The sequence below is a fragment of the Streptomyces sp. NPDC007157 genome (assembly GCF_040634235.1).
In the GTDB taxonomy this organism is placed as follows: domain Bacteria; phylum Actinomycetota; class Actinomycetes; order Streptomycetales; family Streptomycetaceae; genus Streptomyces.
This window is the reverse complement of the sequence record NZ_JBEYFE010000002.1, coordinates 298,976-324,001: the sequence shown is the minus strand read 5'-3', so window position 1 is coordinate 324,001 and position 25,026 is coordinate 298,976. Positions and strand designations below refer to the sequence as shown.

Genomic DNA, 25,026 nt, shown 5'->3' with positions numbered 1-25,026 from the left:
TTACCTCGTGGCCGTCAGCTCCAGGCGTTCCCCTGGTTCATTCCGCGCGCGCCCTGCTGGCCCATCCCGAACTGGGCGGCGAGGCCCTGGCCGATCTGGGCGCCCTGCGGCGGGAGCAGTTCACTCGGCTGGACCAACGCGAAGCCACTTCCCATGAAGCTGAGCTCCCAGCCCTCACCGGTGCTGCCGCGACGCCGCCACACGCCCGAGGAATGCGTCTGGGCCTGCATCTGGACGCGCAGCCCGGTGGACCAGGCGACGATCGCGTCGGCGTCACAGTTGACGTACTTGTCGGGCGTGACCTGCATCAGCAGCGGCGCGCCGGAGGTCATCAGAGCCACCTTGCCGTGACCGGTGATGTTGAGCTGGTACTTCCCGGAGCCGGAGATGCCGTAGAGGCTGTCCACGGCGACCACCTCGTAGTGCAGCGAGGAGTCCATGGCGAGGACGTAGCCGCTGTCCACGGTCAGTCCGTCCTGCTCGACGTCCAAGACGTGGACGTGCTGGGCGAGGTTGGCGAGGTAGACCGTGCCCTGCCCGTGGCAGCGCATCAGGTCCAGGCCCTCGCCGGTGTACGCACGCGCACGTGACTGCTGGTTGTTCGTGTACTCGGCGTCGAACTCGACGAGCCCCTGGTAGGCGACCATCGTGCCCTTGCGGGCGAGGACGTCGTCGTGGCCCTCCAGGACGACGCGCAGCATCTGCTTGTTCTGCAGGCTGTAGCGGTCCCTGGCCTGGGAGTCGTTGAACGCGAAAAGCGGGCTCTGCATGATTCTCTGGCTCCCCCTCAGCCCCGGAAACGAAGGCGGTCGGTGCTGTCCTCGCTGGGCTGGACGACGACGATGCCCTGCCCGGAGAAGGCCATCTGGTAGGCCTCGCCGCTGCCCCGGCCGATCAGGGACTGCGCCTTGAAGCTGCGCTTGCCCTTCACCTTCAGGTTCGGCGACCAGGCGACCAGCGCGTCCGGGTCGACGTACGTCTCGTCCTCGCCACCGCCGCAGTCGACGACGATCGGCTTGCCCCGGGAGGTCAGCGCGACCCAGCCCTGCCCGGAGATCTTGGTGTTCCACAGGCCCTGACCGGCGAACTTCGCGAGCCCCTTGACCCGCTCCACACCCCACGTCAGATGCGCGTCGAAGGCGAGCAGGTTGGTGGCGTTGACGGAGATGCCGTCGCCGTTGAGGTTGATGACGACGACGTCGGCGCCGTAGTCCGCGAGGTAGAGCAGTCCGTCACCGGAGCACTTCATCAGGGGCGCGCCCTCGCCGGTCATCCAGTCCCGGGCGATCTGGCGCACGGCCGGCGGGTTGGGCTCGTACTGGACGAAACCCTCGTAGGCCACCATCGACCCCACGCGCGCGAGGAGGTCGTTCCCGGTCTGCATGGCGACCTTCAGCATGTTGTTGCCGTGGTTCTCCATGCGGGCGGTGACGGGTGCGGGGGCGTAGCCCGCGAGCGGCTGGTTCATGACGGGCTCCCTCAGACCTCGTACGGCTGGACCACGATGAAGTTGCCGGGGGCGCCCCGGAACTGCAGGTTGACGCTCTCGCCGGTGTCGCCCGGGTAGGCGTTGCGGCGCATCCGGACCTGGCTGGAGACGATCACCTGGGAGGCCGCCGACCAGGCGACCACGGCGTTGCAGTCGGCGAACGTCGTCGGCGTCACCGGCAGCACGACGGGCGTGCCGTGCGTCTTGACGACGATCGTGCCGGTGCCCTGGAACTGCATCGTGAACAGCGCGCCGCCGGGGATGCCGTGGCCCTCGATCCGGCGGACCTCGTACTGGAGGCTCTCGTCGAAGGCGAGGACGCTCTCGGCGGAGACACAGATCGCGTCGCCCTGGAGCTCGATGGGGTGCAGATGGGCGGAGTTCTCGGCGAGGAACACCTGGCCGTGGCCGGTGCAGCGCATCAACTGCATCTCCTGGCCGGTGGCGTTGCCCACGATCCGGCCGGCGAACCCGGCGCCCTTGTAGCCGAAGTCGACCTTGCCCTGGTAGAGCACCATGCTGCCCTGCCGGGCCAGCACCGGCTGGCCGCCCATGCCCAGGTCGACCCGGACGAGCTTCTTGTTCTGCTGCGTCCAGCGCTGCCCGGTGGGCGTCTCCTTGAACTTCTCGAGCGCCGCGCCCACTCCGGCACCGCCCTGGGGAGCGCCCTGCGGGACTCCGTAGGTCTGCTGGCCGGGGACCTGCCCGAACGGCGGCTGCTGGCCGTAGCCCGGGGGCGGGGTCGGGGCCTGGGGTGCCTGGGGGTAGCCGGGCGGCGGGGGCGGGGCCTGCGGGGTCGCCGGGGGCTGGCCGTAGCCGGGCGGCATGGGCGCGCCCGGGGCGGGCGGCTGGCCGTAGGGCGCGGGGGCCGGGGACGGGGGCGGCACTGTGCCGGGGGCGGGCGGCGCCAGCGAGGCGATGACGGTGGGCGCGCCGTGCACGTTCGGAACCGGCGCGGGGCCGGGGGCCGGGGGCGGGGTGAAGCCCTGGGGTGCGGGAGCGGGCGCCGGGGGCGCCGGGGTCGGTGCCGGGGCGGCCGGGGCGGCGAACGCGGGCGGCGCGAATCCGGGCGCGGGTCCGCTCTGCGACGGCTGCGGCTCGGGCGCGGCGGGCGCCTCCTCCTCCGTCACCTCGCCGCCGAAGTTCTTCAGCAGCGCCTCCAGACCGCCGTCGAAGCCCTGACCGACGGCTGCGAAGCGCCACACGTCCTTCAGGTAGAAGTCGCCCAGCATCACGGCGCGTTCGGTGGAGAACTCCGAGCCGTCGAAGGAGTAGCGGGCCACCTCCTCGCCGCCCGCGACGATCCGGATGTATCCGGGCGCGACCTGCGACATCTGCCCGGCGCCGTCGAGGGTCGCCGTGAACGCCAGCTTCTGGATCCGCGGCGGGACCCGGTCCAGCGTGACCCGGAAGGACTCCGTGTCGCCCGCCTGGGCACCCAGCAGCTGGATGGACTCCTCGGGGGACTTCGGCTGGTTGAAGAAGACGAAGTACCGGTCGTCCGACAGCCGTTCGTCGGCGTCCAGGCCGAAGCAGCTGATGTCGAAGGACAGTCCGGGCCCGGCGATCTGCACGCCTACGTACAGATCCGTGCCCGCCGTCAGGTCACTGATCCTGGCCTTGTGGCCGCGTTGGAATTCCCTGGCCATGCGCTACGACCGTCCCCCATCCCGAATGTGAGTGCGTCGCGCCAGGCTAACGGCTAACTCGGACATCGGAGGAAGTCGGTACAGACCCGGTACACAACCGGGCTCAGCGGCCCCGAGGGGAGCGTCCGTGGGGCGTGTCACTCGTCCCGGACGCCGGGCGCATGGGGCAGCCGGTCGGCGGCGACCACCCCTTCGAGGTAGCCCCTGGCCCGCTCGGTGCGCGGATACGCCTCCAGGAGCCGCCAGAAGTCGGGTCCGTGCCCGGGCACCAGCAGATGTGCCAGTTCATGGCAGAGCACATAGTCGACGACGTACTCGGGCATGCCCTGGAGCCGGTGCGAGAGGCGGATGCTGCCCTCGGCGGGGGTGCAGGAGCCCCAGCGGGTGTTCTGGTTGGTGACCCAGCGCACCGAGGCGGGGCGGGCCCGGCCGTCGAAGTACTGGGCCGACAGCCGCTCGGCGCGCTCGGCCAGTTCGGCGTCGCCCAGCACTCGCTTGCTCTCCTGGGCGGCGAGTTTGTTGAGCATGACGGTGACCCAGCGTTTCTCCTCCGCCTCGGACATCCGGGCGGGGATCAGTACGACGGTGCGATCGCCCTCGCGGTACGCGGAGACCGTCCGGCGGCGCCGGGCGCTTCTGCGAACCTCGATCGCGCTCACCCCCAAGCCGCTGGGCGGCTGGCTCGTCATGCTGCGCTGTGGCTTTCCGGCGCGGTGCAGTGGGTCGGCGGGCACGCCCCGACGTTACCCGCTGCACACGGGAGAAGTCCCGGGTCCGGGACGGTTCGCTGCCGATCCCCCACCATGCGTTTGATTTGTACGACGAATGCCCACCGCCTGTGGACAACTTTCGGCGCCCGGCGAGCGGGCCGGGCATGCTGGCAGTCGTCGGGCGGAGCGTGACCGGCTCCACCGGCAGACGGGGATCTTCCCCGACCTACGGGGATCTTCCCCGACCTTTCGACAGCTACGGGGGACTGTCATGCATCCGCTGGTGAAGCCCGCGCTCCGGCGCGGCTGGCGTGACCTCAACACCGTGCAGTTCGGGATGACCCCGGCGCACGCGATCACACTCGGGCCGATGGACACGGCGACCGGCAGCTTCCTGGACCTGCTCAACGGCACCCGCGGAATCGCGCTGCTGCGCGCCGAGGGGCGGCGCATGGACCTGCCGGACGGGCATGTCGACGCGCTGGTGGAGCGGCTGTCGCGGGCCGGGCTCGTCGACGACGCGCGCGGCGGCGGGCCGGCCGCGGCGGCGCTGCGCGCGAAGCAGGAGGTCCTGGACCGGCTCGGTCCCGATCTCGCGGCGCTGTCCCTGATCACACCGGAGCCGGGCGGCGCGATCGGCCGGCTGGCGGCCCGGCGCGCCCTGCGGGTGCAGGTGCGGGGCGCCGGCCGGGTCGGTGTCACGCTGGCCGCGCTGCTGGCGGGCGCGGGTGTCGGCGAGGTCGACGTGCGGGACGTGGGCCGCGTCCAGCCGTGGGACGTGGCGCCGGGCGGGCTGCCCGCGGAGGCGGTCGGCGAGCGGCGGGACGAGGCCGCCCGCAGGGTCGTCCGCCGGGCCGCCCCGGACCGCCCGCCGCGCCGCCCGGACCCGGCCGAGGAAGAACCCGGCCTCTCCCTGGTGATCATCGCCCCGCGCGACGACGTCCTGGTGCACGCCCCGGACGCGGGCGCCGCCGAGCCGCTCATGGCCTCCGGGACACCTCACCTCTACACGGGTGTCGTGGAGGGCACGGGCGTCGTCGGTCCGCTCGTCCTGCCCGGCGGGACCGGCTGCGCCGGCTGTCTGCACGAGCACCGCTCGGACCGGGACCCGGCCTGGCCACGCCTGATCGCCCAGTGGCGGTCCGGGCAGGCCCGCCGGGTGGGAGCCTGCGATCTGACGCTGGCGACGGCCGCGGCAGGACTGGCCGCCGCGCATGCCCTGGCCTTCCTCGACGGGGAGTCGCCGTCCGGCACCGGAGCGCGCTGGGAGGCGTCCGCACCGGCTCTGCACTGGCATGCGTGGCCGGTCCACCCGCATCGCGCATGCCCGTGCGGAGCGGCGGAGAAAGCTAAGGGGGGACACTCCTCAACCGACGGAGCTCCGCACGAGACAATGGTGGTGCAACGGCCGTCGGCGGAGCGACGAAAGCACACGGACGCCGCGCGGCCGACTGGGACTTGGAGGGCGCATGTCTGATCTTCCCCGGAAGGCGGTCACCCGGACCGCCAAGCTCGCCGCGCTCCCGCTCGGCTTCGCCGGCCGGGCGACCTGGGGTCTGGGCAAGCGCATCGTGGGTGAGTCCGCGGAGATCGTCGGCCGCGAGCTGCAACAGCGCACGGCCGAGCAGCTTTTCAAGGTTCTCGGAGAGTTGAAAGGCGGGGCCATGAAGTTCGGGCAGGCCCTGTCCGTCTTCGAGTCCGCCCTCCCGGAGGAGATCGCCGGCCCCTACCGGGCAGCCCTCACCAGACTCCAGGACGCCGCACCGCCGATGCCGACCCGCACCATGCACGCGGTGCTCGCCGAGCGCCTGGGCGAGGACTGGCGGGAGCTGTTCCTGGAATTCGAGGAGAAACCCGCGGCGGCTGCCTCGATCGGGCAGGTGCACCGGGCGGTGTGGCACGACGGCCGTGTGGTCGCGGTCAAGGTGCAGTATCCGGGAGCCGGCGAGGCCCTGCTCTCCGATCTCGGGCAACTGAGCCGTTTCGCCCGCCTGTTGGGTCCGCTGATCCCGGGCATGGACATCAAGCCACTGATCGCGGAGCTGCGCGACCGGGTCTCCGAAGAGCTGGACTACGCCCTGGAGGCGCAGGCCCAGTCGGCGCACGCGGAGGAGTTCGGGGACGACCCCGATGTGGTGGTCCCCGCCGTGGTGTACCAGTGCGAGCAGATCCTGGTCACGGAGTGGATCGACGGAATACCGATCTCCGAGATCATCTCGGGGGGCTCCCAGGAGCAGCGTGACCGGGCCGGTCAGCTCCTGGCCAGGTTCCTGTTCTCGGGCCCGGCCCGCACCGGCCTGCTGCACGCCGACCCGCACCCGGGCAACTTCCGGCTGCTGCCCGGTGGGCCGGAGGACGAGGAGGAGTGGCTGCTGGGCGTGCTGGACTTCGGCACGGTCGACCGCCTCGCGGGCGGCCTGCCCGCCCCCATCGGCGACTCCCTGCGGATGACGCTGGACGGTGACGCCGAGGCGGTCTACGAGCTGCTGCGCGCCGAGGGGTTCGTCAAGGACTCCATAGAGCTGGACCCCGACGCCGTCCTGGACTATCTGCTGCCGATCATCGAACCGGCCCAGGTCGAGGAGTTCACCTTCACCCGCAACTGGATGCGCAGCCAGGCGGCCCGCATCGCCGACCCCCGCAACCCCGCCCACCAGCTGGGCAAACAGCTCAACCTGCCGCCTGCCTACCTGCTGATACACCGGGTGACCCTGAGCACCATCGGCGTGCTCTGCCAGCTGGGCGCGACGGTCCGGCTGCGAGAGGAACTGGAGGCATGGCTGCCGGGGTTCGTACTCGAAGAGGCCGAGGAAGCCGAGGAAGCGGAAGACGTCGCGGAAGTCATGGAAGTCCTGGAAGCCGAGGTTGCGGAGGCCTCGGAGGCGGCCGTGGAGGCGCAGTAGGGGCGGCAGGGGCGTGATCACCACCAGGACGAGTCGAGCCGGCCCTCGATCGCTCTGAGGTTCTCCCTGGAGCAGGTGTCGCAGAAGAACCGGCGGACGCCGTTCTCCATGGCGCAGGTCCAGGTGGTGGGCTGGGGACCGTCGGCCGGGGTGCCGCAGCGGGCGCACACCGGATGGTGGGGCTCCGCGGCGGAGCCACCGTGATCACTGCCTCCGGAAGGACTCGTCACCCGGCGACGATAACGCCGCGGCGCACGGATTCGCGGGCGCAACGCACCGCGGGGGCCGGTCCGTTCGGCCGGACCGGCCCCCGCGGGAAGTCTCGTCTCCCTCAGCCGGGAGACCACCGCTTCAGGTGTTCGGGATCACTGCATGACGGCCATGGCGAGCGCGCGGCGGGCACGCATCGAGGCGCGCTCGGCCCGGCGCTGCATCCGGCGAGCAGTCGCCAGGCGCACGGCCCGGCTCTCCTGCTCGGCCTCATGCAGTCGCTCGTGCATATGCGCACGAGCCAGGGCTTCTGGAATGAGTTGCATCTCGCGGGTCCTGTTCTGACGCGAGCCGGTGGTCGTACCGGCGGGGGTGAAGTCTGGAATCGCGGAGCCGGTGGGCTCGCTGGCGGACGGCTTCATCGGGGCCTGCTTCTTGGGGTCGTGCGTGAGGGGGCGGTCGATCGTTCCTTGGATGTTCATGCCGAGACCGGGTTCTTGCGCGGGCGGCCACGCGGCCGCTTGCGGGCGACGACGACACCCTGGACGAACAGCTCGCCACCCCAGACACCCCAGGGCTCACGCCGCTCCTTGGCACCGGCGAGGCAGGCCTCGATCAGCGGGCAGGTGCGGCAGAGGGACTTGGCGTACTCGACGTCCGCCGGCGACTCGGCGAAGAAGACCTCCGGGTCGTAGGAACGGCAGGGGACGGGCACGCCGAGGTTCTCGATGGCGTCGTCGAGCGCGGTGAGCGCGGTGAGCGGGATCAAGGTGGAGTCCTCCGTGAGGCCGGGCGGGGGGATCGTTTCGGAAGGCGGTACGGACGGGGCGTGCGCTTCGAGTTGCACGGCTGGTTCTTCCTCGTCTGGTCGTGCCGGTCGGGTTGGACCGGTTGGCGGCTGGTACCGGGTTCTGCTCTTGTCCCGAGGCCCCTTCGCCCGTCTGTCCCTGTGGTGGGGACAAACAGAAGGGCCGCGGATCCCGGATGGGGTTCCGCGGCCCTGAAGGCGCCGGCCTGATCGATTCAGGCTGGATCACTCCAGGGTTCTGGCCCACGGAAGGCCCACATCAGGTGGTGCTGCGTCTGCTTCCGGCTTCCGGCACCGGCTGCCGTAAAGGCATAGGCCTGGGCCCCTGCCACTACTGCTTCCAGTGCCTCAGTCGGTCGCTCATTGCGCTCACGGACGGGAAGACCCGCGAGAGAAACGGAGGACGCCGGACGCACGGCAGGAATGCCGGACAGACCGGTGCCCAGGTTCGAGACGCCGAGCATGCACACGGAGACGGCCGAGAGATCGGTCATTTTGGCCGCGCTGATGTTGGTCTTGATGCTGATCACTGGACTCGCCTCCTCTCGGCGTCTAAGGGACTGGGATGAGCCAGTCCGCTCGGATATGCAAGTACAACACGGAACCGGGCCTTCGAGAAGGCCGCCGCTTCCGTGCCTAGAACCTATGGGGATTGCTGGGGCATGCGCAAACTATTTTTTCGACGAGTTGGCATCAGTCACCCTCAACGGCTCCCCTGGGCTGCCGACCTGCGCAGATGGCCAGAACATCGGCGCCGTAACGGTTGAGCTTGCGCATGCCGACGCCGGGGATGCGAGCCAACTCGCGGTCGTCGTCGGGCGCGCTCTCCGCGATCGCCATCAGCGTCCTGTCGGTGAAGACGCAGAAGGCGGGCTGGCCGCTGAGCCGGGCCTGGTCCGCGCGCCACTCCCGCAGCCGCTCGTAGAGGCCCTCGTCCATGTCGGAGGGGCAGTTGTCGCAGCGCATCAGTTTCATCTCGCCGGCGTCGGTGAGGGTGCGCCCGCAGACCCGGCAGCGGGCGGGGGTGCGCTGGGTACGCCTGGGTGCGGCCACGGGGCCGCCGGTGAAACCGCGTTCGACGCCTCCGGGACCGGCGCCGGAGCCACGGCCGACGGTGCCCGTGGAGCCGGGGCGCAGCCCGTCCAGGAAGTGGCTGGGCCGACGGTTCGGGCGGCCGCCGGGGGTACGGGAGAGCGACCAGGAGACATGGAGCCGCTCTCTGGCGCGGGTCACGCCGACATAGAGGAGACGGCGTTCCTCCTCGATCTGCTCGTCGGTCTTCGCATAGGTGATCGGCATCATCCCCTCGGCGACACCGACCAGGAAGACGACGTCCCACTCCAGGCCCTTCGCCGAGTGCAGGGAGGCCAGGGTGACGCCCTGGACGGTCGGGGCGTGCTGGGCGCCCGCCCGCTCGTCGAGTTCCGTGACGAAGTCGGCGAGGGTGGCGGCAGGCCGGGCGGCGGCCACGTCGTGCGCCAGGTTGACCAGGGCGGCCAGTGACTCCCAGCGCTCGCGGACCGCGCCGGAACCGGCCGGCGGCGCGGTGGTCCAGCCCTCCCCGGAGAGGACCGCGCGCACCTGGGAGGGCAGGTCGACGGTGTCGTCGAGCAGCGCGTCATTGCCGCCGAAGCGGGCCGCGGCCCGCAGGGCGACACCCGCCTTGCGCACCTCGGGCCGGTCGAAGAACCGCTCGGCGCCCCGCAACTGGTAGGGCACGCCGGCGTCGGCGAGGGCCTGCTCGTAGATCTCGGACTGGGAGTTGGTGCGGAACAGAATGGCGATCTCGGCGGCCGGGACCCCGGCGTCGACGAGCTCACGGATACGCCGGGCGGCGCCCTCGGCCTCGGCGGGCTCGTCGGTGTACTCGGTGTGGACGGGCTCGGGTCCCGCGGGGCGCTGGGAGATCAGTTCCAGGCGGTGGTCTGCGGCGCGGCCATGGGCCTGAGCCAGCAGGCCGTTGGCGAGGTGGACGACCTGGGGGGTGGAGCGGTAGTCGCGGACCAGCTTGACGACGGTGGCCCCGGGGTGACGGATGCGGAAGTCGAGCAGATGGTCGGGAGTTGCTCCTGTGAACGAGTAGATGGTCTGGCTGGCGTCGCCGACGACGCACAGGCTGTCGCGGTCGCCGAGCCACAGCTCCAGCAGGCGCTGCTGGAGCGGACTGACGTCCTGGTACTCGTCGACGACGAAGTGCTGGTACTGGGCGCGGACCTGCTCGGCGATGTCGTGCCGGTCCTGCAGGACGGCGACGGTGAGCAGCAGGACGTCCTCGAAGTCGATGACCGAGCGATCGCGCTTGAGGTCCTCGTAGACCGAGTAGATCTGGGCGATCTCGGCCGGGTCACGGGGCGCCTCGCGGCCGGCCTTCACGACGGCGGGCGGATAGTCGGCGGGGACGGTCTGGGTGACCTTGGACCACTCGATCTCGGCGGTGACGTCCCGCAGCTCGCCCCGGTCGAGGCGGATGCGGCAGGCGGCGGCCGCGTCGGCGACCAGCTGGATCTTGCGGTCGACGAGCCGGGGCAGCGAGCCACCGATCGCTTTCGGCCAGAAGAACTGGAGCTGGCGCAGCGCGGCCGAGTGGAAGGTGCGGGCCTGCACCCCCTGGGCGCCGAGTTGGCGCAGCCGTCCGCGCATCTCCCCGGCGGCACGGTTGGTGAAGGTCACGGCGAGCACGCTGGACGGCTGGAGAACGCCGGCCCGCACCCCGTAGGCGATCCGGTGGGTGATCGCCCGGGTCTTGCCGGTACCGGCTCCGGCCAGTACGCACACCGGCCCGTGCAGGGCGGTCGCCACCTCGCGCTGCTCGGGGTCGAGCCCTTCGAGCACCGCGTCGGCAGAGTCCGGTACCTGCGGGAAGAGGGAGGAGTGCGTTGCTGCTGTCACACAGCCATGCTGCCAGGTCGCCGGAGACCGCTGTGCCGGTTGTCCACAGGCGGCCCCTCGCAGTCGTACCAATGCGGCAGGCGTCACCCGGGGCCGGTGCTGTGGGAATGGCGGACGGGCCGCGTACGTTGCTCTCCTGGACGAACTTCCCGACCTGCCGAAGGAGCGCGAGCGAGATGCAGGGCACTGTGACGATGTACAGCACCACGTGGTGCGGCTACTGCCGCCGGCTGAAGAGCCAGATGGACCGCGAGGGCATCGCGTACACCGAGATCAACATCGAGCAGGACCCGGATTCGGCCGCGTTCGTCGAGAAGGCGAACGGCGGGAACCAGACGGTCCCGACCGTGCTCTTCGGCGACGGTTCCACGCTGACGAACCCCTCGCTGGCCCAGGTCAAGCAGAAGATCAGCGCGTAATCTTCCTTCGCGTTCTCCGCACCGGCGCGTTCTCCGCGTTCGTACAAGGCGGTCCCTGATCCGTTCAGGGGCCGCCTTCGCGCATGTCGCCCGGCTTGTCCCACACCAGGGTGTAGCGCCACAGCAGCCGGCGCCGGTAACGGCGTCCGGGGAGCAGGTGTGCGCCGGCCCGCCGGACCTCCTTCCAGTTCATGATCGGGTCCTCGACAGGCATATCGGTCGGACCCTGCTTGCCGCCGTTCCTGCGCGCGGTCAGCCGCGCCGCTGGGACCCCGCAACCGCTGATCACCCAGTCCAGGAGGGTGCGGTTGTAGGCCAGGCCGATGATGACCAGCCGGCCGCCGGGGGCGAGCAGCCCCACCAGCCGTTCGATCGCGTCGTCGAACGGGGCGTGGTGGATGACGGCGACCGCGCTGACGAAGTCGTAGCTCCCCTCGTCGAGGAGCGCGCCGTCGAGATAGTCACCCTCCAGGAAGGTGACGTTCTCCGTGCCGTCCCTTTTGTGCGCCAGCCGGATCATCTCCGGTGACCGGTCCACGCCGGTCACCGACTCCGCCCTGGCCGCGAGCTTGGCGGCCAGCAGGCCGTCACCGCAGCCGACGTCCAGGGCGGCACGGCAGCCGGGCGGCACGGCGTCCAGCACCACCGGGTGGTAGTGGACGTTGTGGTTCCAGTAGGTGTCGTGGGTGTCGGGCATCAGCCGGGTCGCCGTCTCAGACGAAACTCCTCGTCGGCAGCGGCTTGCCGTACCACATCTCGATGAGGCGGGCCGCGATGGAGATCCCGTACGGCGGCAGGACGTCGCCGGAGTCGAAGGCGGCGCCCAGTTCGTCGCGGGAGAACCAGCGGGCCTCGTGGATCTCGTCGCCGTCGACGTTGATCTCGGTCGAGGTCGCGCGGGCCATGAAGCCGAGCATCAGGCTGGACGGGAACGGCCAGGGCTGGCTGGCGACGTACTCGACGGGGCCGACGGTGATCCCGGCCTCCTCGAAGACCTCGCGGCGCACCGCCTGCTCGATGGACTCGCCGGGCTCCACGAAGCCCGCGAGCGTGGAGAAGCGGCCCTCGGGCCAGTGCACCTGGCGGCCGAGCAGGATGCGGTCGTCCTCGTCCGTGACGGCCATGATCACGGCGGGGTCGGTGCGCGGGTAGTGCTCGGCGCCGCAGGCGGGGCAGCGGCGGATGTGGCCGGCTGCGGCGATCACCGTGCGCTCGCCGCAGCGGGAGCAGAAGCGGTGGGTGCGCTGCCAGTTCTCCAAGCCGACCGCGTGCACCATCAGGCCCGCGTCACGCGGCGAGAGCAGCAGTCCGGCCTCGCGCAGACCGGCCGGGCGCGCGGACTGGTCGATACGGCCGGGCAGGGCGTCCTTCTGGAGCGCGAAGTAGCTGACGCCGTCCTCGTCGGTGCCCAGGAAGTAGCGGTGCGCCTCGGTGAGGGGAGCCTCGAAGGAGGGGGTCATGACGAGTTCGGTACGGCCGTCGGGCGTCTCGTCGATGAGGACCTGGCCGCCGGAGACCACGAAGCTGCGAGTGTCGGGGTGGCTCCACGCCGCCGCGAGCCAGGCCTCGTCGAGCCGGTGGTGGGCAGCGCGGTCGATGCCGCTCGGGGCGGTGAGCGAGATGGGTCGGTCGGCGGTGTGGTCGGTCCAGGTGGTCACGGGTGCTTCCAACTCCCCCAGTGCAACGGATGTTTCAGCGGGCGGTTCAGCGGGACGAAGGGCGGGAGGAGACCGGTTCGGGCGGGGACGGGACGGGCGGGGCGGCCCTTCCAGTGTGCCCCGCGCGCGGTGCCGCTCCGGACGGCGCGGACCGGTCAGGGGGCATGGCGCCAGTTCTCGGCCAGGTCACCCCACAGGTAGGCGCTGGTCTCGACGCCCTTGAGGAGAAGGTCCAGCTCAACCTTCTCGTTCGGGGCGTGCCAGCCGTCGGAGGGGACGGAGATGCCCAGGAAGAGAACGGGTGCGCCGAGGACGTCCTGGAGGTCCGCGGCCGGCCCGGAGCCACCCGAACGTGTGAACCGGACCGGTCCCTCGAAGGCGCGGCCCATGGCGCGGGCCAGCGACTGGAGGCCCGGGTGGTCGAGCGGGGTCAGACAGGGGCGGGTGGCCGGCAGGAAGGTGATCTCGGCGCGGATGCCGGCGGGGATCCGCTCGGTGGCCCAGGCGCGGACGGCCTTCTCGATGTGGTCGGGCTCCTGCCCGGCGACCAGCCGGAACGACAGCTTGACCATGGCCGAGGACGGGACGATCGTCTTGCTGCCGGGGCCCTGGTAGCCGCCGCCGATGCCGTTGACCTCGGCGGTGGGGCGGGCCCAGATGCGCTCCAGGGTGGTGTGCCCGGCCTCGCCCTCGGTGGCGTGCGAATGCGCTTCGCGCAGCCAGCCCTCCTCGTCGAACGGCAGCTCGGCCCACAGCCGGCGCTCGTGTTCGCCGAGTTCCACGATGCCGTCGTAGAAGCCGGGGATCGCCACGCGCGCGTGCTCGTCGTGCAGCGCCGCGACCAGGCGGGCCACGACGGTGGCCGGGTTGGGGACGGCGCCGCCGAAGGCTCCGGAGTGGATGTCCTGGTCGGGGCCGTGCAGGACGATCCCGCACTCGACGAGGCCGCGCATGCCGGTGCAGACCGTGGGGGTGTCCTCGGACCACATGCCGGTGTCGGAGACGATCACGGTGTCCGTGGCGAGCCGGTCCGCGTGTTCCTCGACGAGGGCCCGGAAGTGCGGGGAGCCGGATTCCTCCTCGCCCTCGATCAGCAGCTTCAGGTTGACGGCGGGTGCGGTGCGGCCGGTGGCGGCGAGGTGGGCGCGGACGCCGAGTGTGTGAAAGAACACCTGGCCCTTGTCGTCGGCCGCCCCGCGCGCGTAGAGGCGGTTCTCCCGGACGACCGGCTCGAAGGGGTCGCTGTCCCAGCCGTCCGCACGGGCGGCGGGCTGGACGTCGTGGTGGCCGTAGACGAGGACCGTGGGCGCCTCGGGGTCGCCCGCGGGCCATTCGGCGAAGACGGCCGGGGCGCCCGGTGTCTCCCAGACCTCGGCGGTCGGGAAGCCGGTCTCCTTGAGTTCGGCGGCGAGCCAGTCGGCGCTGCGGCGGACATCGGCGGCGTGTTCGGGCTGGGCCGACACGGAGGGGATGCGCAGCCACTCGGCGAGGTCGTCGAGGAAGGCGGCACGGTGCTGCTCGATGTACGTACGGACAGCGCTGTCCGGGGTCTGGCTCATGGTCACGAGCCTATCGGCCCGCGCCGACATCCTCGGCGGGCGGTTCGTCACACTCGGCTTGCCCGATGATCAGTCTTTCCAGCGCGGGCCGGTCCGGCAGACCCTCCGGTCGCTCGACCTCACCGGTGCGGATGTGGACGAACGCGGCGGTGACCGACTCGGGCGGCACGCCCTGCTGCTCCGCCCAGCCGATCCGGTAGATCGCGAGCTGGAGCGGATCGGCGGCCCGGGTGCGGCTGGTCTTCCAGTCGACGATCTCGTACGTCGCCTCGTCGCCGTGCCCGGTCCGGTAGACGGCGTCGATACGGCCCCGTACGACCCGCCCGGCGAGGGCGAGCTGGAAGGGGGCCTCCACGCGATAGGGCGTGCGATGGGCGTACTCGGTGCGCTCGAAGGCCTCCTTGAGGGCTTCGAGGTCGCGTTCGTCGGCGATCTCGGCGTCGGTCCCGGGCAGCTCGTCGGGGTCCAGCATGGGCAGGGTGAGCTCTTCGAAGCGCGCCTCGACCCAGGCGTGGAAGCGGGTGCCCCGGCGTGCGGCCGGTTGTGGAGGGCGTGGCATGGGGCGCGCGAGTTCCTGCGCGAGCCCGTCCGGGTCCTCGGCCAGCCGCATCAGCTGGGTGGCGGAGAGCGCGGCCGGCAGGGGCACGTCGGTGACGCTCCGGCGGGCGCGCAGCAGCTCGCCGGTGAGGGCGTCGAGGTCGCGGTCCCAGGACGCGATGGCGCGGGCCTCCTCGGGAGTGAGGAGGGTGCGCTCCGGGGCGCGCGCGTGTTCGGACTCGGCCACCCGCGCGTGCTGGGCCTCCGCCACCCGTGCGTGCTCGGGTGCCGGGACGCGTGCGTGCTCGGGTTCCGGGCCCCACCCGTGCTCGGGTTCCGGTCGGCGCGCGTGCTCCGGTGTGCGGCGAGGCGTGCGCTCGGCGGGCGTCGCCTGGTGCGGGACCGTGGGGCGGTCGGCGCTCAGGGATTCCCAGTCGGCGGAGTCCTCGTCCGGGAAGTCGTCCTCGTAGTCGTCCTCGTAGGGGTCGGGCTCGTCGTCGTCGGGTGGCGAGGGCCACTCCGGGTCCTCGTGGCTGGCGGGGTCGTGATCGGCCGCCGGGTGGCCGTGCTGCCCTGCCGTGAGCGCGTCCAGGTGGGCGAGGACGGTCTCGGCGGCCGCGCGGCGGCGGGCCAGGGCGGCCTCGTCGAGGGGCAGCGGCCACACCTGGTCGGCGCCTGCCGTGTGCAGGGCCGGGTTCTCCTCGTCCTCCTCCGGTTCGTCGGCCCAGGCCTCGATCTCGCCGTGTCCGGTGGCGCAGTGGTCGTACAGGGCCTGGAGGAAGTCGGAGGGGCCGCGCGGTCTCTTCTGGCTGGGGCCCCACCAGTGGCCGGAGCCGAGGAGCAGGGAGCGGGGGCGGGTGAAGGTGACGTAGCCGAGGCGGAGCTCCTCGGTGTGCTGGTGGTCCTTCATGGCCTCGTGGAAGGCCTTCATGCCCCGCGAGTCCCAGGCCTCGACGTCCGGCAGGGTGTCGGTGTCACCGCGCAGGGCGTGCGGGAGCACCTTGGCCTGGGCCGTCCACTTCTCGCGGCCCTGGCTGCTCGGGAAGGTGCCCTTGACCAGGCCGGGGACGACGACGACATCCCACTCCAGGCCCTTGGACCTGTGCGCGGTCAGCACCTTGACGGTGTTCTCGCCGCCGGGCAAGGCGTTGTCGAGGCCCTTCTCGTACTGGGCGGCGGTGCGCAGGAAACCGAGGAAGGCGAGCAGGGTCGCCTCCTGGTCGCCGGCCGCGAAGGAGGCGGCGACGTCCAGGAAGTTGGACAGCGTCTCGCGGCGGCGGGCGGCCAGCGCGTGCGGGGAGGCGGACAGCTCCACCTCCAGGCCGGTGACCGCGAGGACGCGGTGCAGGACGTCCATCAGCGGGTCGGACAGGGAGCGGCGCAGCTCGCGCAGTTCGGTGGCCAGGCGGGCGAAGCGCACGCGCGCGTCCGGCGAGAACGGCAGGCCGTCGTCCTGGCGCTGGGTGTCGAGCGGCAGCTCCAGGAAGGTGTCCAGGGCGTCCGCGAGCGATATCACCTCGGCCGGGTCGACCCCCTCGACGGCCTCGGCGAGCCTGCGGTCCGGGTCGTCGGCGTCACCCACGCGCGCGTGGGACACCAGCAGCCGGGCGCGGCGGCCCAGGAGGGCGAGGTCTCGGGGGCCGATGCGCCAGCGCGGGCCGGTCAGCAGCCGGACCAGGGAGGCGTTGGCTCCGGGGTCCTGGAGGACCTCGCAGACGGCGACGAGATCGGCCACCTCGGGCAGGTGCAGCAGCCCGGAGAGGCCGACCACCTCGACGGGGACGTCCCGCGCGACGAGGGCGCCCTGGATCTCCGCGAAGTCGGTCGCCGTACGGCACAGGACCGCGATCTCGCCGGGTGCCGTGCCGGTGCGGACGAGGTGGGCGACGGAGTCGGCGATCCAGTCCATCTCGTCGGCGTGGGTGCGCAACAGGGCGCAGCGGACCGTGCCGTCGAGTTCGGCGCCCGGGGCCGGGCGCAGGGCCGCCACGCCCGCGTGCATGGCGCGCAGCGGCTCGGCGAGGCCGTTGGCGAGGTCGAGGAGGCGGCCGCCGCTGCGGCGGTTCTCGCTGAGCGCCTGGCGGGTGGCGGGGCTGCCGTCGGCGTGCGCGAAGTGCTCGGGGAAGTCGTCCAGGTTGGCGACGGAGGCACCGCGCCAGCCGTAGATGGCCTGGCAGGGGTCGCCGACGGCGGTCACGGGATGGCCGGTGCCGCCGCCGAACAGGCCCGCGAGGAGCACCCGCTGGGCCACCGAGGTGTCCTGGTACTCGTCGAGGAGTACGACCCGGAACTCGTCGCGCAGCAGCCGGCCCACCTCGGGGATACGGGCCAGCGCCGCGGACAGCGCGATCTGGTCGCCGAAGTCGAGCAGGTCCCGCTCGCGCTTGGCGGTGCGGTAGCGCAGGACGAGTTCGGCCAGTTCGCGGCGGGCGGCGGCCGTCTCGGGGACCTTGCGCAGGTCGGCGTTGCCGAGCTTGGCGCCCGCGAGGGTGTTCAGCAGTCCGGCGTCCCAGGCCCGCAGGTCCTCGGGGCGAACCAGGTGCTCGGCGAGTTCGGAGTCGAGGGTGAGCAGGTCGCCGACCAGGTCGGCGAAGGAGCGGGTGAGGGCCGGATAGGGACCGGGTGCCTCGCGCAGCACCCGGGCGGCGAGCTGGAAGCGGGTGGCGTCGGCGAGCAGCCGGGAGGACGGCTCCAGGCCGATGCGCAGGCCGTGGTCGGTCAGCAGCCGGCCCGCGAAGGCGTGGTACGTCGAGATGACCGGCTCGCCGGGCGGGTTGTCCGGGTCGATGACATCGGGGTCCGTGACGCCCGCCCTGACGAGTGCCTTGCGGACGCGTTCGGCGAGTTCACCGGCCGCCTTGTTGGTGAAGGTCAGCCCGAGGACCTGTTCGGGGGCCACCTGTCCGGTGCCGACCAGCCAGACCACGCGGGCCGCCATCACCGTCGTCTTGCCCGACCCGGCTCCGGCCACGATCACCTGCGGGGCGGGCGGCGCGGTGATGCAGGCCGTCTGCTCCGGGGTGAACGGGATGCCGAGGAGCTCTTTGAGCTGCTCGGGGTCGGTGATGCGGGCGGGCATGCCGTCGAGGCTAACGGTGACCACTGACAACCGTGGGACGGGCGTCGTACGTCACTCGACCACGTGACGCCCCTCCGGCCGCGCGCTGCACGACGCCCGGAAGGCGCAGTGCGTGCAGTGCTGGCCGGTGGTCGGCGTGAACCGTTCGTCGAGGACCTTGCCGGCGGCGGTGGCCAGCAGGTCGCCGACCCACTCCCCCTCCAGCGGCTCCTGGGCCTGCACCCTGGGCAGGGTCTCGCCTCCGTCGCGCCGGGCGGCGCCCTGCCGGAGGTGGACCAGTTCGGCGCCGCCGGCCTCGGGGCGTACGCCGTCGAAGGCCTCGTCCACGGCGCCCTCGCGGACCGCGAGCTGGTAGACGGCGAGCTGCGGATGCCGGGCCACCTCGGCGGCGCTCGGGGCCTGCTTGCCGGTCTTGAAGTCGACCACGTAGGCCCGGCCCTCGCCGTCCGTCTCCACGCGGTCCATCTGGCCGCGGATGCGCACCTCGTAGTCGCCCGCTTCGAGGCTGACGTCGAAGTCCTGCTCGCTGGCCACGGGGGTGCGGGCGGTGCGGTCCAGGACGTGCCACTTCAGGAAGCGTTCGAGCGCCACGCGCGCGTTGTCCTTCTCCTGGGCCGACTTCCAGGGGGCGTCGAAGGCGAGCGCGTTCCACACCGACTCCAGGCGCTCCATGAGGACCGCGAGGTCGGCGGGGGTGCGTCCGGAGGCGACCTCGTCGGCCAGGACGTGCACGACGTTGCCGAAGCCCTGGGCGGTGGTGGCGGGCGCGTCGGCCTTGACCTCGCGGCCCAGGAACCACTGCAGGCTGCAGGTGTTGGCGAGCTGGTCGAGGGCGCTGCCGGAGAGCACGACGGGCTGGTCGCGGTCGCGCAGCGGCACCTTGCTCTCGGTCGGCTCGAACATGCCCCACCAGCGGTAGGGGTGGGCGGAGGGCACCAGGGGGCGGCCGTCGTCGTCGGCGAGCGCGGCCAGCCGGGCCAGCCGCCGGGCGGCGGCCTCCCGCAGCGTGTCGGACGCGCGCGGGTCGACCGTGGTCGCGCGCAGTTCGGCGACCAGGGCGGCCACGGAGAGCGGGCGGCGGGGCCGTCCGGTGACGTCCTGGGGTTCGGCGCCCAGTTCGGTGAGGAACCGGGAGGGCTGGTCGCCGTCGTCCGCGGGGGCCTTCACGGCGGTGACGACGAGGCGTTCGCGGGCGCGCGTGGCGGCGACGTAGAACAGGCGGCGCTCCTCGGCGAGGAGCGCGCCCGGAGTGAGCGGTTCGGCCAGGCCGTCGCGGCCGATCCGGTCGGCCTCCAGCAGCGAGCCGCGGCGGCGCAGGTCGGGCCACAGGCCCTCCTGGACGCCGGCGACGACGACCAGGCGCCACTCCAGGCCCTTGGAGCGGTGCGCGGTCAGCAGGCGGACGGCGTCGGGGCGTACCGCGCGCCCGGCGAGGGTGTCGGCGGCGATGTCCTCGGCCTCGATCTCGGCCAGGAAGTTCAGCGCGCCCCGGCCGCCGCTGCGCTCCTCCGCGCGGGCGGCGGTGGCGAACAGCGCGCACACGGCGTCCAGGTCACGGTCGGCGTTGCGGCCGGCCGCGCCGCCGCGCCGCGCGGCGCGCTCCAGGCGCGAGGGCCAGGGTGTGCCGTTCCACAGGTCCCACAGCGCCTCCTCGGCCGTACCGCCGCCGGCCAGGCGCTCCCGGGCCTTCCCGAGCAGTGCGCCGAGCCGCTGCGCCCCGCGCGCGTACCCGGGATCGTGGACGGCCAGGCGCTCGGGTTCGGCGAGGGCTCGGGCGAGCAGGTCGTCCGAGGGCGGCGGCAGCGCGTTGCCGGCCGCCCGTTCCTCGTCGCGCAGAGCGCGGCCGAGGCGGCGCAGGTCGGCCGCGTCCATGCCGGCCAGAGGGGAGGTGAGCAGGGTGAGCGCGGTCTCGGTGCCCAGCCAGCAGGGGGCTGCTGCGGCTGCGGCTGCGGTGCCCTCGTCCCCGCCGGGGCTCGCCTCGTCGGTGCCCGCACCCTGGTGTGCCGCTTCCGCCTGCGCCACCGCCCGGAGCGCCGTCAGCAGGGGTGCCACCGCCGGTTCGTGGCGCAGTGGCACGTCGTCGCCGTCGATGTCCAGGGGTACGCCGGCCGCGGTGAGGGCGCGGCGGACCGTCGGGATGGTGCTGGACCCGGCGCGCACCAGGACGGCCATGTCGCTCCAGCGCACGCCGTCCTCCAGGTGCGCGCGCCGCAGGATGTCGGCGACGTTGTCCAGCTCGGTGCCGGGCGTCGGGTACGTGTAGACCTCGACGGTTCCGCCGTCCCGCGCGGCGGCCAGTTCGCGGTGGGCGCGCACCTTCTCGGCGGGCAGCCTGGTCAGCGGCATCCGCTGGGTCAGCAGGCGGGTGGCGGCCAGCAGGGCGGCGCCGGAGCGGCGGGAGGTGCGCAGTACCTCGACCGGGGCGGGCCGGCCGTCCACGCGCGCGAAGGCGGACGGGAAGTCCAGGATGCCGTTCACGTCGGCGCCCCGGAACGTGTAGATCGACTGGTCCGGGTCGCCGAACGCGACCAGCGTGCGGCCGCCGCCGGCCAGGGCGTGCAGCAACCGCACCTGGGCTGGGTCGGTGTCCTGGTACTCGTCGACGTACACGGCGTCGTAGCGGCCGGCCAGGTCCAGGGCGACCTCGGGGCGCTGGGTGAGCAGCACCGCGCGGTGCACGAGTTCGGCGTAGTCGAGGACGCCCTGGAGGTCGAGGACGTCGAGGTACTCGGCCAGGAAGGCGGCCGCGGCCCGCCAGTCGGGGCGGCCGATACGGCGGGCGAAGGCGTCCAGGGCGGCGGGGTCGAGGCCCAGTTCGCGGCTGCGGGCGAGCACCGCGCGGACCTCGTCGGCGAAACCCCGGGTGGTCAGGCAGGCGCGCAGTTCGTCGGGCCAGCGCACCGGGTCGAGCCCGAGCCGCTCCAGCTCGGCCTGGCCGGCCAGCAGCTCGCGGACGGTGACGTCCTGCTCGGGGCCGGAGAGCAGCCGCAGCGGGTCGACGAACAAGCCGCTGTCCTGGTGGGCGCGGATCAGGGCGTAGCAGTACGAGTGGAAGGTGGTCGCCCGGGGGGCGCGGGCCGCGCCGACGCGCAGGGCCATGCGGTCGCGCAGTTCGACGGCGGCCTTGCGGCTGAACGTCAGCACCAGGATCCGCTCGGGGTCCCCGCCGCGGGCGATCCGCGCGGCCACCGATTCCACGAGGGTGGTGGTCTTCCCGGTGCCGGGACCCGCGAGCACGAGCAGCGGGCCGGCCGCGTGGTCAACCACGGCGCGCTGTGCGGCGTCCAGAGGAGGGGGATCCGTGTCGGCGGGCGGGGTCCGCACCAGTCGGTAAGCGCCACGGGTCCCCTGTCGCACCTGGAGGTGCGACAGGCGCCTGGTGGAGGATGAGGAGCTCACGTGGTTCGCCGGTCCTGGTGGGTGTGCTGGTTGGCTCGCGGTCGCGCGGGCAGTGCGGTGGCCGTGGGGTGAGCGGGACCCGCGCAGCCGACGCTACGCCGCCGAACCGGACGGAAGCAGAGCTTCCGCTTCTTCCCATCCGCCTCGGGCGGCACTCGTGGCACGCGCGCCCCACATCCCACGAACGTACGTCATGCCACGGACGTCCCGGGTGTCCCTCGAACGGGCCACTGGCTCCCCCCGAGGGCCTCGGATGGCGGAAGCTGTCAAGTGTGAGCCCCCGAGTCCGCGTCGCCGTCCCACCGCGCCCGCTTCATGTCGAGCCGCGGCCGATGATCCTCCGCGGCCCTGCTCGCCTCCTTCAGCGCGGTGCCCTCCGCGCGGTAGTGGTCCAGGGCGCTCAGCTCGTGCCCCGGCAGCAGGACCCCGTCGGCGCGTACCACCCGCCACCAGGGGACGGAGCCGCCGTAGAGGGACATCACCCGCCCCACCTGGCGCGGCCCTCCCTCCTCCAGCCACTCCGCGACGTCGCCGTACGTCATCACGCGCCCGGGCGGGATCCGCTCGGCGACCTCCAGGACCCGCTCGGCGTACTCGGGCAGTTCGTCCGCGTACCCCTCTCGGGTGCCCTCGGGAAGGCTCTGCTCGCTCATTCGCCCCATCCTGCCGCACCCCACCGACAACCCGCGCGGTCCACGTCAGGTCTCCGTCTCGCCCCCGGGCGGCGCTTGGGGCAGACTGTGCGCCCCCGCATCTGCACCCTGATGCCCTCGTGTGTCGGTGGGGCATGCCACCATCGTGCGGGCGGTGACTGGTGATACGAGATCAAGAAGAGACGACCGAGCAGCAGGGCGTGCACCCCGACGGAGCGGCGGGCACCTCTGACGCCGCCGCACGCCCGGACGCGGCCGAATCCGGCACCGAACCTTCGGAACCCGCGCGCGCGGAGGTCGTGGAGCCGGACGCCGGACACCCGCCCCCCACCGTCGGACCCGACGCCGCCCCCGACGCCTCCGAGGCGGAACACGTGCCGGACGAGATCCACACGGACGAGGTGGAGGGCGACGAACCGCTGCTCCCCGCGCGCGTGCACCGCCCCTCCGACCTCATGCGTCTTCTGGTCGGCGTACTCGCCATCGCCGTGCTGCTCGGCATCGCCGCGTTCGCGCACGGCACCACCTCCGGGCTCGAACAGGACATCAACAAGGGCACCGGACAGGCCCCCGACCTGCTGATCAAGATCGCGGGGCTGGCCTCCAGCATCGCGATCCTGCTGGTGCCGGTCGCGTTCGCCATCGAGCGGCTGATCAAGCGGGACGGGCTGCGCATCGCCGACGGCGTGCTCGCGGCCGTCCTCGCCCACGGTGTGACCCTCGCCACCGACCTGTGGGTGGCCCGGGCCGCCCCGGGCTCGATCCAGGAGGCGCTCACCCAGCCCTCCCCCGGGGACATCCACGCCCTCACCGACCCGGTGCACGGCTATCTCGCGCCCGTCATCGCCTATATGACGGCCGTCGGCATGTCCCGGCGCCCGAGATGGCGTGCGGTCCTGTGGATCGTGCTGATGCTCGACGCGTTCTCCATGCTCGTCACCGGCTACACGACACCGTTCTCGATCATCCTCACGGTGCTGATCGGCTGGACCGTCGCCTACGGCACGCTCTACGCGGTCGGCTCCCCCAACGTCCGCCCCACCGGCCGGACCCTGCTGGCGGGGCTGCGGCACGTCGGCTTCCACCCGGTCGGCGCGGCCCGCGAGGAGGCCATGGACACCGAGAACGGCGACCGCGGCCGGCGCTACTTCGTCACCCTGGAGGACGGCCCGCCGCTGGACGTCACGGTCGTGGACCGGGAACAGCAGGCCCAGGGCTTCTTCTACCGCGCGTGGCGCAACCTGACGCTGCGCGGCTTCGCCACCCGCTCCAGCCTCCAGTCGCTGCGCCAGGCCCTGGAGCAAGAGGCGCTGCTGGCGTACGCGGCGATCGCGGCCGGCGCCAACGCGCCCAAGCTGATCGCCACCTCCGAGCTGGGCCCGGACGCCGTGATGCTCGTCTACGAACACACCGGCGGCCGCACCCTCGACTCGCTGGCCGACGAGGAGATCACCGACGAACTGCTGCACAACACCTGGCACCAGGTACAGGCCCTGCAGTCGCGCCGGATCGCGCACCGCAGACTCGCGGGTGACGCCATCCTGGTGGATCGTTCCGGCCAGGTGATCCTCACGGATCTGCGCGGCGGCGAGATCGCGGCCGGCGAGCTGCTGCTGCGCATGGACGTCGCCCAACTGGTCGCCACGCTCGGTCTGCGGGTCGGCGCCGAGCGGGCGGTGGCCTCGGCGGTGGGCGTCCTCGGGCCCGACGCCGTCGCCGACTGTCTGCCGATGCTCCAGCCGATCGCGCTCACCCGCTCCACGCGCGCGACGCTGCGAAGACTGGCCAGAGAGCGTGCCCAGCGCGAACGCGACGCGGTCCTGGAGGCGTCCCGGCAGGCCAAGCAGGCCCGCGCGGAGGAGGCCGGGAAGCCCGACAAGAAGACGGTGCGCGCCGAGCAGCGGGCCGAGAAGCGGGCCCTGGACGACGCGCTGGAAGAGGCCCGCGAGGAGGACCTGCTCACCCAGATCCGGCACCAGGTGCTGAAGATCAGGCCGCAGGCGCCCGTCGAGCCGGCCCGCCTGGAGCGGGTGCGGCCGCGCACGCTGATCAGCCTCATCGCCGGCGCGATCGGCGCGTACTACCTGCTGACCCAGCTCACCCACATCGAGTTCGGCCCCCTGATCGTGAACGCCCAGTGGGGCTGGGTGATCGCCGCGGTGCTGTTCTCGGCGGTCAGCTACGTCGCCGCCGCGATGGCACTGCTCGGCTTCGTGCCCGAGCGGGTGCCGTTCGTGCGGACCGTGGCGGCGCAGGTCGCCGGGTCGTTCGTGAAGATCGTGGCGCCCGCGGCGGTCGGCGGTGTCGCCCTCAACACCCGTTTCCTGCAGCGCGCCGGTGTGCGCCCCGGCCTCGCGGTGGCGAGCGTCGGCGCCTCGCAGCTGTTCGGACTCGGCTGTCACATCCTGATGCTGCTCTCCTTCGGCTACCTGACCGGCACCGAGAAGACCCCGTCGCTGTCGCCGTCCCGCACCGTCATCGCGGGCCTGCTGACCGTCGCCGTACTGGTCCTCGTGGTGACCTCGGTGCCGTTCCTGCGGAAATTCGTCTCCACGCGCGTGCGGTCGCTTTTCGCGGGCGTCGTACCGCGCATGCTGGACGTGCTGCAGCGGCCGCAGAAGCTCGTCACCGGCATCGGCGGCATGCTGCTGCTCACCGCCTGCTTCGTGATGTGCCTGGACGCCTCCATCCGCGCGTTCGGCGACGAGGGCACCTCGCTCAGCATCGCCAGCGTCGCCGTCGTCTTCCTCGCCGGAAACGCGCTCGGCTCCGCGGCGCCGACCCCGGGCGGAGTCGGCGCGGTCGAGGCGACCCTGACCGTCGGCCTGATCGCCGTCGGCCTCCCCAAGGAGGTCGCTGCCCCCGCCGTCCTGCTGTACCGGCTGCTGACCCTGTGGCTGCCGGTCCTGCCCGGCTGGCTGGCCTTCAACCACCTGTCCCGCAAGGGAGCGCTCTAACCACGGCGACGGCGCCGGGGGGACGAGACGCTCCGGCTCGCACGGGATGCGCCACGGGCGTACCGGGGTCGTACCTCGTACGGCTCGCGCCCCGCGCGCGTGGGCGC

Annotated in this window: 19 protein-coding genes; 4 read left to right on the top strand and 15 right to left on the bottom strand. The window is 72.5% G+C overall.

Features of this window, described 5'->3' with window-relative positions:
• Positions 1-14 precede the first annotated feature (14 nt).
• The 4 genes from ABZ642_RS04380 to ABZ642_RS04365 form a co-directional block, all read right to left on the bottom strand.
• A complete protein-coding gene (locus tag ABZ642_RS04380; protein ID WP_360476871.1) occupies positions 15-770 on the bottom strand; it encodes an AIM24 family protein in 756 nt (251 codons plus the stop codon).
• Positions 771-787: 17 nt separating this feature from the next.
• The gene (locus ABZ642_RS04375) at positions 788-1,468 is read right to left on the bottom strand and encodes an AIM24 family protein (RefSeq protein ID WP_351704845.1); all 681 of its coding nucleotides are present in this window, start codon (positions 1,466-1,468) and stop codon (positions 788-790) included.
• Positions 1,469-1,479: 11 nt separating this feature from the next.
• Positions 1,480-3,138, bottom strand: coding sequence for a TerD family protein (locus ABZ642_RS04370; protein WP_360476867.1), 1,659 nt, complete (start codon positions 3,136-3,138; stop codon positions 1,480-1,482).
• A 137-nt stretch (positions 3,139-3,275) separates the two neighbouring features.
• Positions 3,276-3,872, bottom strand: a complete 597-nt coding sequence (locus ABZ642_RS04365; protein ID WP_360476864.1) for a M48 family metallopeptidase — start codon at positions 3,870-3,872, stop codon at positions 3,276-3,278.
• A gap of 247 nt (positions 3,873-4,119) precedes the next feature.
• On the opposite strand from ABZ642_RS04365, the gene ABZ642_RS04360 reads away from it, so the two are divergent.
• Entirely contained in the window at positions 4,120-5,325 is a 1,206-nt protein-coding gene (locus ABZ642_RS04360) for a ThiF family adenylyltransferase (protein ID WP_360476861.1), read from the top strand.
• Positions 5,318-6,751, top strand: coding sequence for an AarF/ABC1/UbiB kinase family protein (locus tag ABZ642_RS04355; RefSeq protein WP_360476858.1), 1,434 nt, complete (start codon positions 5,318-5,320; stop codon positions 6,749-6,751). Before ABZ642_RS04360 ends, ABZ642_RS04355 begins: the two co-directional genes overlap by 8 nt.
• 17 nt (positions 6,752-6,768) lie before the next feature.
• Here ABZ642_RS04355 and ABZ642_RS04350 read toward each other — a convergent pair whose 3' ends face one another.
• The 5 genes from ABZ642_RS04350 to ABZ642_RS04330 form a co-directional block, all read right to left on the bottom strand.
• Positions 6,769-6,981, bottom strand: coding sequence for a hypothetical protein (locus ABZ642_RS04350; protein WP_360476854.1), 213 nt, complete (start codon positions 6,979-6,981; stop codon positions 6,769-6,771).
• A gap of 135 nt (positions 6,982-7,116) precedes the next feature.
• On the bottom strand, positions 7,117-7,443 hold the full coding sequence (locus ABZ642_RS04345) for a hypothetical protein (protein WP_360476851.1): 327 nt from the start codon (positions 7,441-7,443) through the stop codon (positions 7,117-7,119).
• Positions 7,440-7,808 carry a WhiB family transcriptional regulator gene (locus ABZ642_RS04340; RefSeq protein WP_055610526.1) on the bottom strand — a complete coding sequence of 123 codons (369 nt, stop codon included), beginning with the start codon at positions 7,806-7,808 and terminating at the stop codon, positions 7,440-7,442. Before ABZ642_RS04340 ends, ABZ642_RS04345 begins: the two co-directional genes overlap by 4 nt.
• A 176-nt stretch (positions 7,809-7,984) precedes the next feature.
• Positions 7,985-8,299: a hypothetical protein gene (locus ABZ642_RS04335; protein ID WP_360476847.1), complete on the bottom strand. Its 315-nt coding sequence runs from the start codon at positions 8,297-8,299 to the stop codon at positions 7,985-7,987.
• Between the two features lie 163 nt (positions 8,300-8,462).
• Complete coding sequence (locus ABZ642_RS04330) at positions 8,463-10,658, bottom strand: ATP-dependent DNA helicase UvrD2 (protein WP_360476844.1); 2,196 nt, start codon at positions 10,656-10,658, stop codon at positions 8,463-8,465.
• A gap of 176 nt (positions 10,659-10,834) precedes the next feature.
• Between ABZ642_RS04330 and ABZ642_RS04325 the strand changes: the two genes are divergently transcribed.
• Positions 10,835-11,077 carry a mycoredoxin gene (locus ABZ642_RS04325; RefSeq protein WP_360476841.1) on the top strand — a complete coding sequence of 81 codons (243 nt, stop codon included), beginning with the start codon at positions 10,835-10,837 and terminating at the stop codon, positions 11,075-11,077.
• A 64-nt stretch (positions 11,078-11,141) separates the two neighbouring features.
• Here the strand turns inward: ABZ642_RS04325 and ABZ642_RS04320 are convergent, their stop codons facing one another.
• The 6 genes from ABZ642_RS04320 to ABZ642_RS04295 all read right to left on the bottom strand — a co-directional run bounded on the left by ABZ642_RS04320 (position 11,142) and on the right by ABZ642_RS04295 (position 21,962).
• Positions 11,142-11,774, bottom strand: coding sequence for a class I SAM-dependent methyltransferase (locus ABZ642_RS04320; RefSeq protein ID WP_360476838.1), 633 nt, complete (start codon positions 11,772-11,774; stop codon positions 11,142-11,144).
• Between the two features lie 16 nt (positions 11,775-11,790).
• Entirely contained in the window at positions 11,791-12,735 is a 945-nt protein-coding gene (nudC, locus tag ABZ642_RS04315) for an NAD(+) diphosphatase (protein WP_360476835.1), read from the bottom strand.
• A gap of 155 nt (positions 12,736-12,890) precedes the next feature.
• The gene (locus tag ABZ642_RS04310) at positions 12,891-14,294 is read right to left on the bottom strand and encodes a dipeptidase (protein ID WP_360476832.1); all 1,404 of its coding nucleotides are present in this window, start codon (positions 14,292-14,294) and stop codon (positions 12,891-12,893) included.
• Between the two features lie 10 nt (positions 14,295-14,304).
• On the bottom strand, positions 14,305-17,910 hold the full coding sequence (locus tag ABZ642_RS04305) for a UvrD-helicase domain-containing protein (RefSeq protein ID WP_360476829.1): 3,606 nt from the start codon (positions 17,908-17,910) through the stop codon (positions 14,305-14,307).
• A gap of 51 nt (positions 17,911-17,961) precedes the next feature.
• Positions 17,962-21,309: an ATP-dependent DNA helicase gene (locus tag ABZ642_RS04300; protein ID WP_360476826.1), complete on the bottom strand. Its 3,348-nt coding sequence runs from the start codon at positions 21,307-21,309 to the stop codon at positions 17,962-17,964.
• Positions 21,310-21,575: 266 nt separating this feature from the next.
• A complete protein-coding gene (locus ABZ642_RS04295; protein WP_360476823.1) occupies positions 21,576-21,962 on the bottom strand; it encodes an MGMT family protein in 387 nt (128 codons plus the stop codon).
• Positions 21,963-22,123: 161 nt separating this feature from the next.
• On the opposite strand from ABZ642_RS04295, the gene ABZ642_RS04290 reads away from it, so the two are divergent.
• Positions 22,124-24,919 carry a lysylphosphatidylglycerol synthase domain-containing protein gene (locus tag ABZ642_RS04290; RefSeq protein ID WP_360476821.1) on the top strand — a complete coding sequence of 932 codons (2,796 nt, stop codon included), beginning with the start codon at positions 22,124-22,126 and terminating at the stop codon, positions 24,917-24,919.
• The last annotated feature ends 107 nt before the right edge of the window (positions 24,920-25,026 follow it).

Excerpts from the sequence above, each read along its gene's own strand:
- ABZ642_RS04295 (WP_360476823.1), bottom strand. The coding sequence starts at position 21,962 with ATGAGCGAGCAGAGCCTTCCCGAGGGCACCCGAGAGGGGTACGCGGAC.
- ABZ642_RS04375 (WP_351704845.1), bottom strand. The coding sequence starts at position 1,468 with ATGAACCAGCCGCTCGCGGGCTACGCCCCCGCACCCGTCACCGCCCGC.
- ABZ642_RS04310 (WP_360476832.1), bottom strand. The coding sequence starts at position 14,294 with ATGAGCCAGACCCCGGACAGCGCTGTCCGTACGTACATCGAGCAGCAC.
- ABZ642_RS04345 (WP_360476851.1), bottom strand. The coding sequence starts at position 7,443 with ATGAACATCCAAGGAACGATCGACCGCCCCCTCACGCACGACCCCAAG.
- ABZ642_RS04305 (WP_360476829.1), bottom strand. The coding sequence starts at position 17,910 with ATGCCCGCCCGCATCACCGACCCCGAGCAGCTCAAAGAGCTCCTCGGC.
- ABZ642_RS04320 (WP_360476838.1), bottom strand. The coding sequence starts at position 11,774 with ATGCCCGACACCCACGACACCTACTGGAACCACAACGTCCACTACCAC.
- ABZ642_RS04355 (WP_360476858.1), top strand. The coding sequence starts at position 5,318 with ATGTCTGATCTTCCCCGGAAGGCGGTCACCCGGACCGCCAAGCTCGCC.
- ABZ642_RS04325 (WP_360476841.1), top strand. The coding sequence starts at position 10,835 with ATGCAGGGCACTGTGACGATGTACAGCACCACGTGGTGCGGCTACTGC.
- ABZ642_RS04360 (WP_360476861.1), top strand. The coding sequence starts at position 4,120 with ATGCATCCGCTGGTGAAGCCCGCGCTCCGGCGCGGCTGGCGTGACCTC.
- ABZ642_RS04370 (WP_360476867.1), bottom strand. The coding sequence starts at position 3,138 with ATGGCCAGGGAATTCCAACGCGGCCACAAGGCCAGGATCAGTGACCTG.
- ABZ642_RS04380 (WP_360476871.1), bottom strand. The coding sequence starts at position 770 with ATGCAGAGCCCGCTTTTCGCGTTCAACGACTCCCAGGCCAGGGACCGC.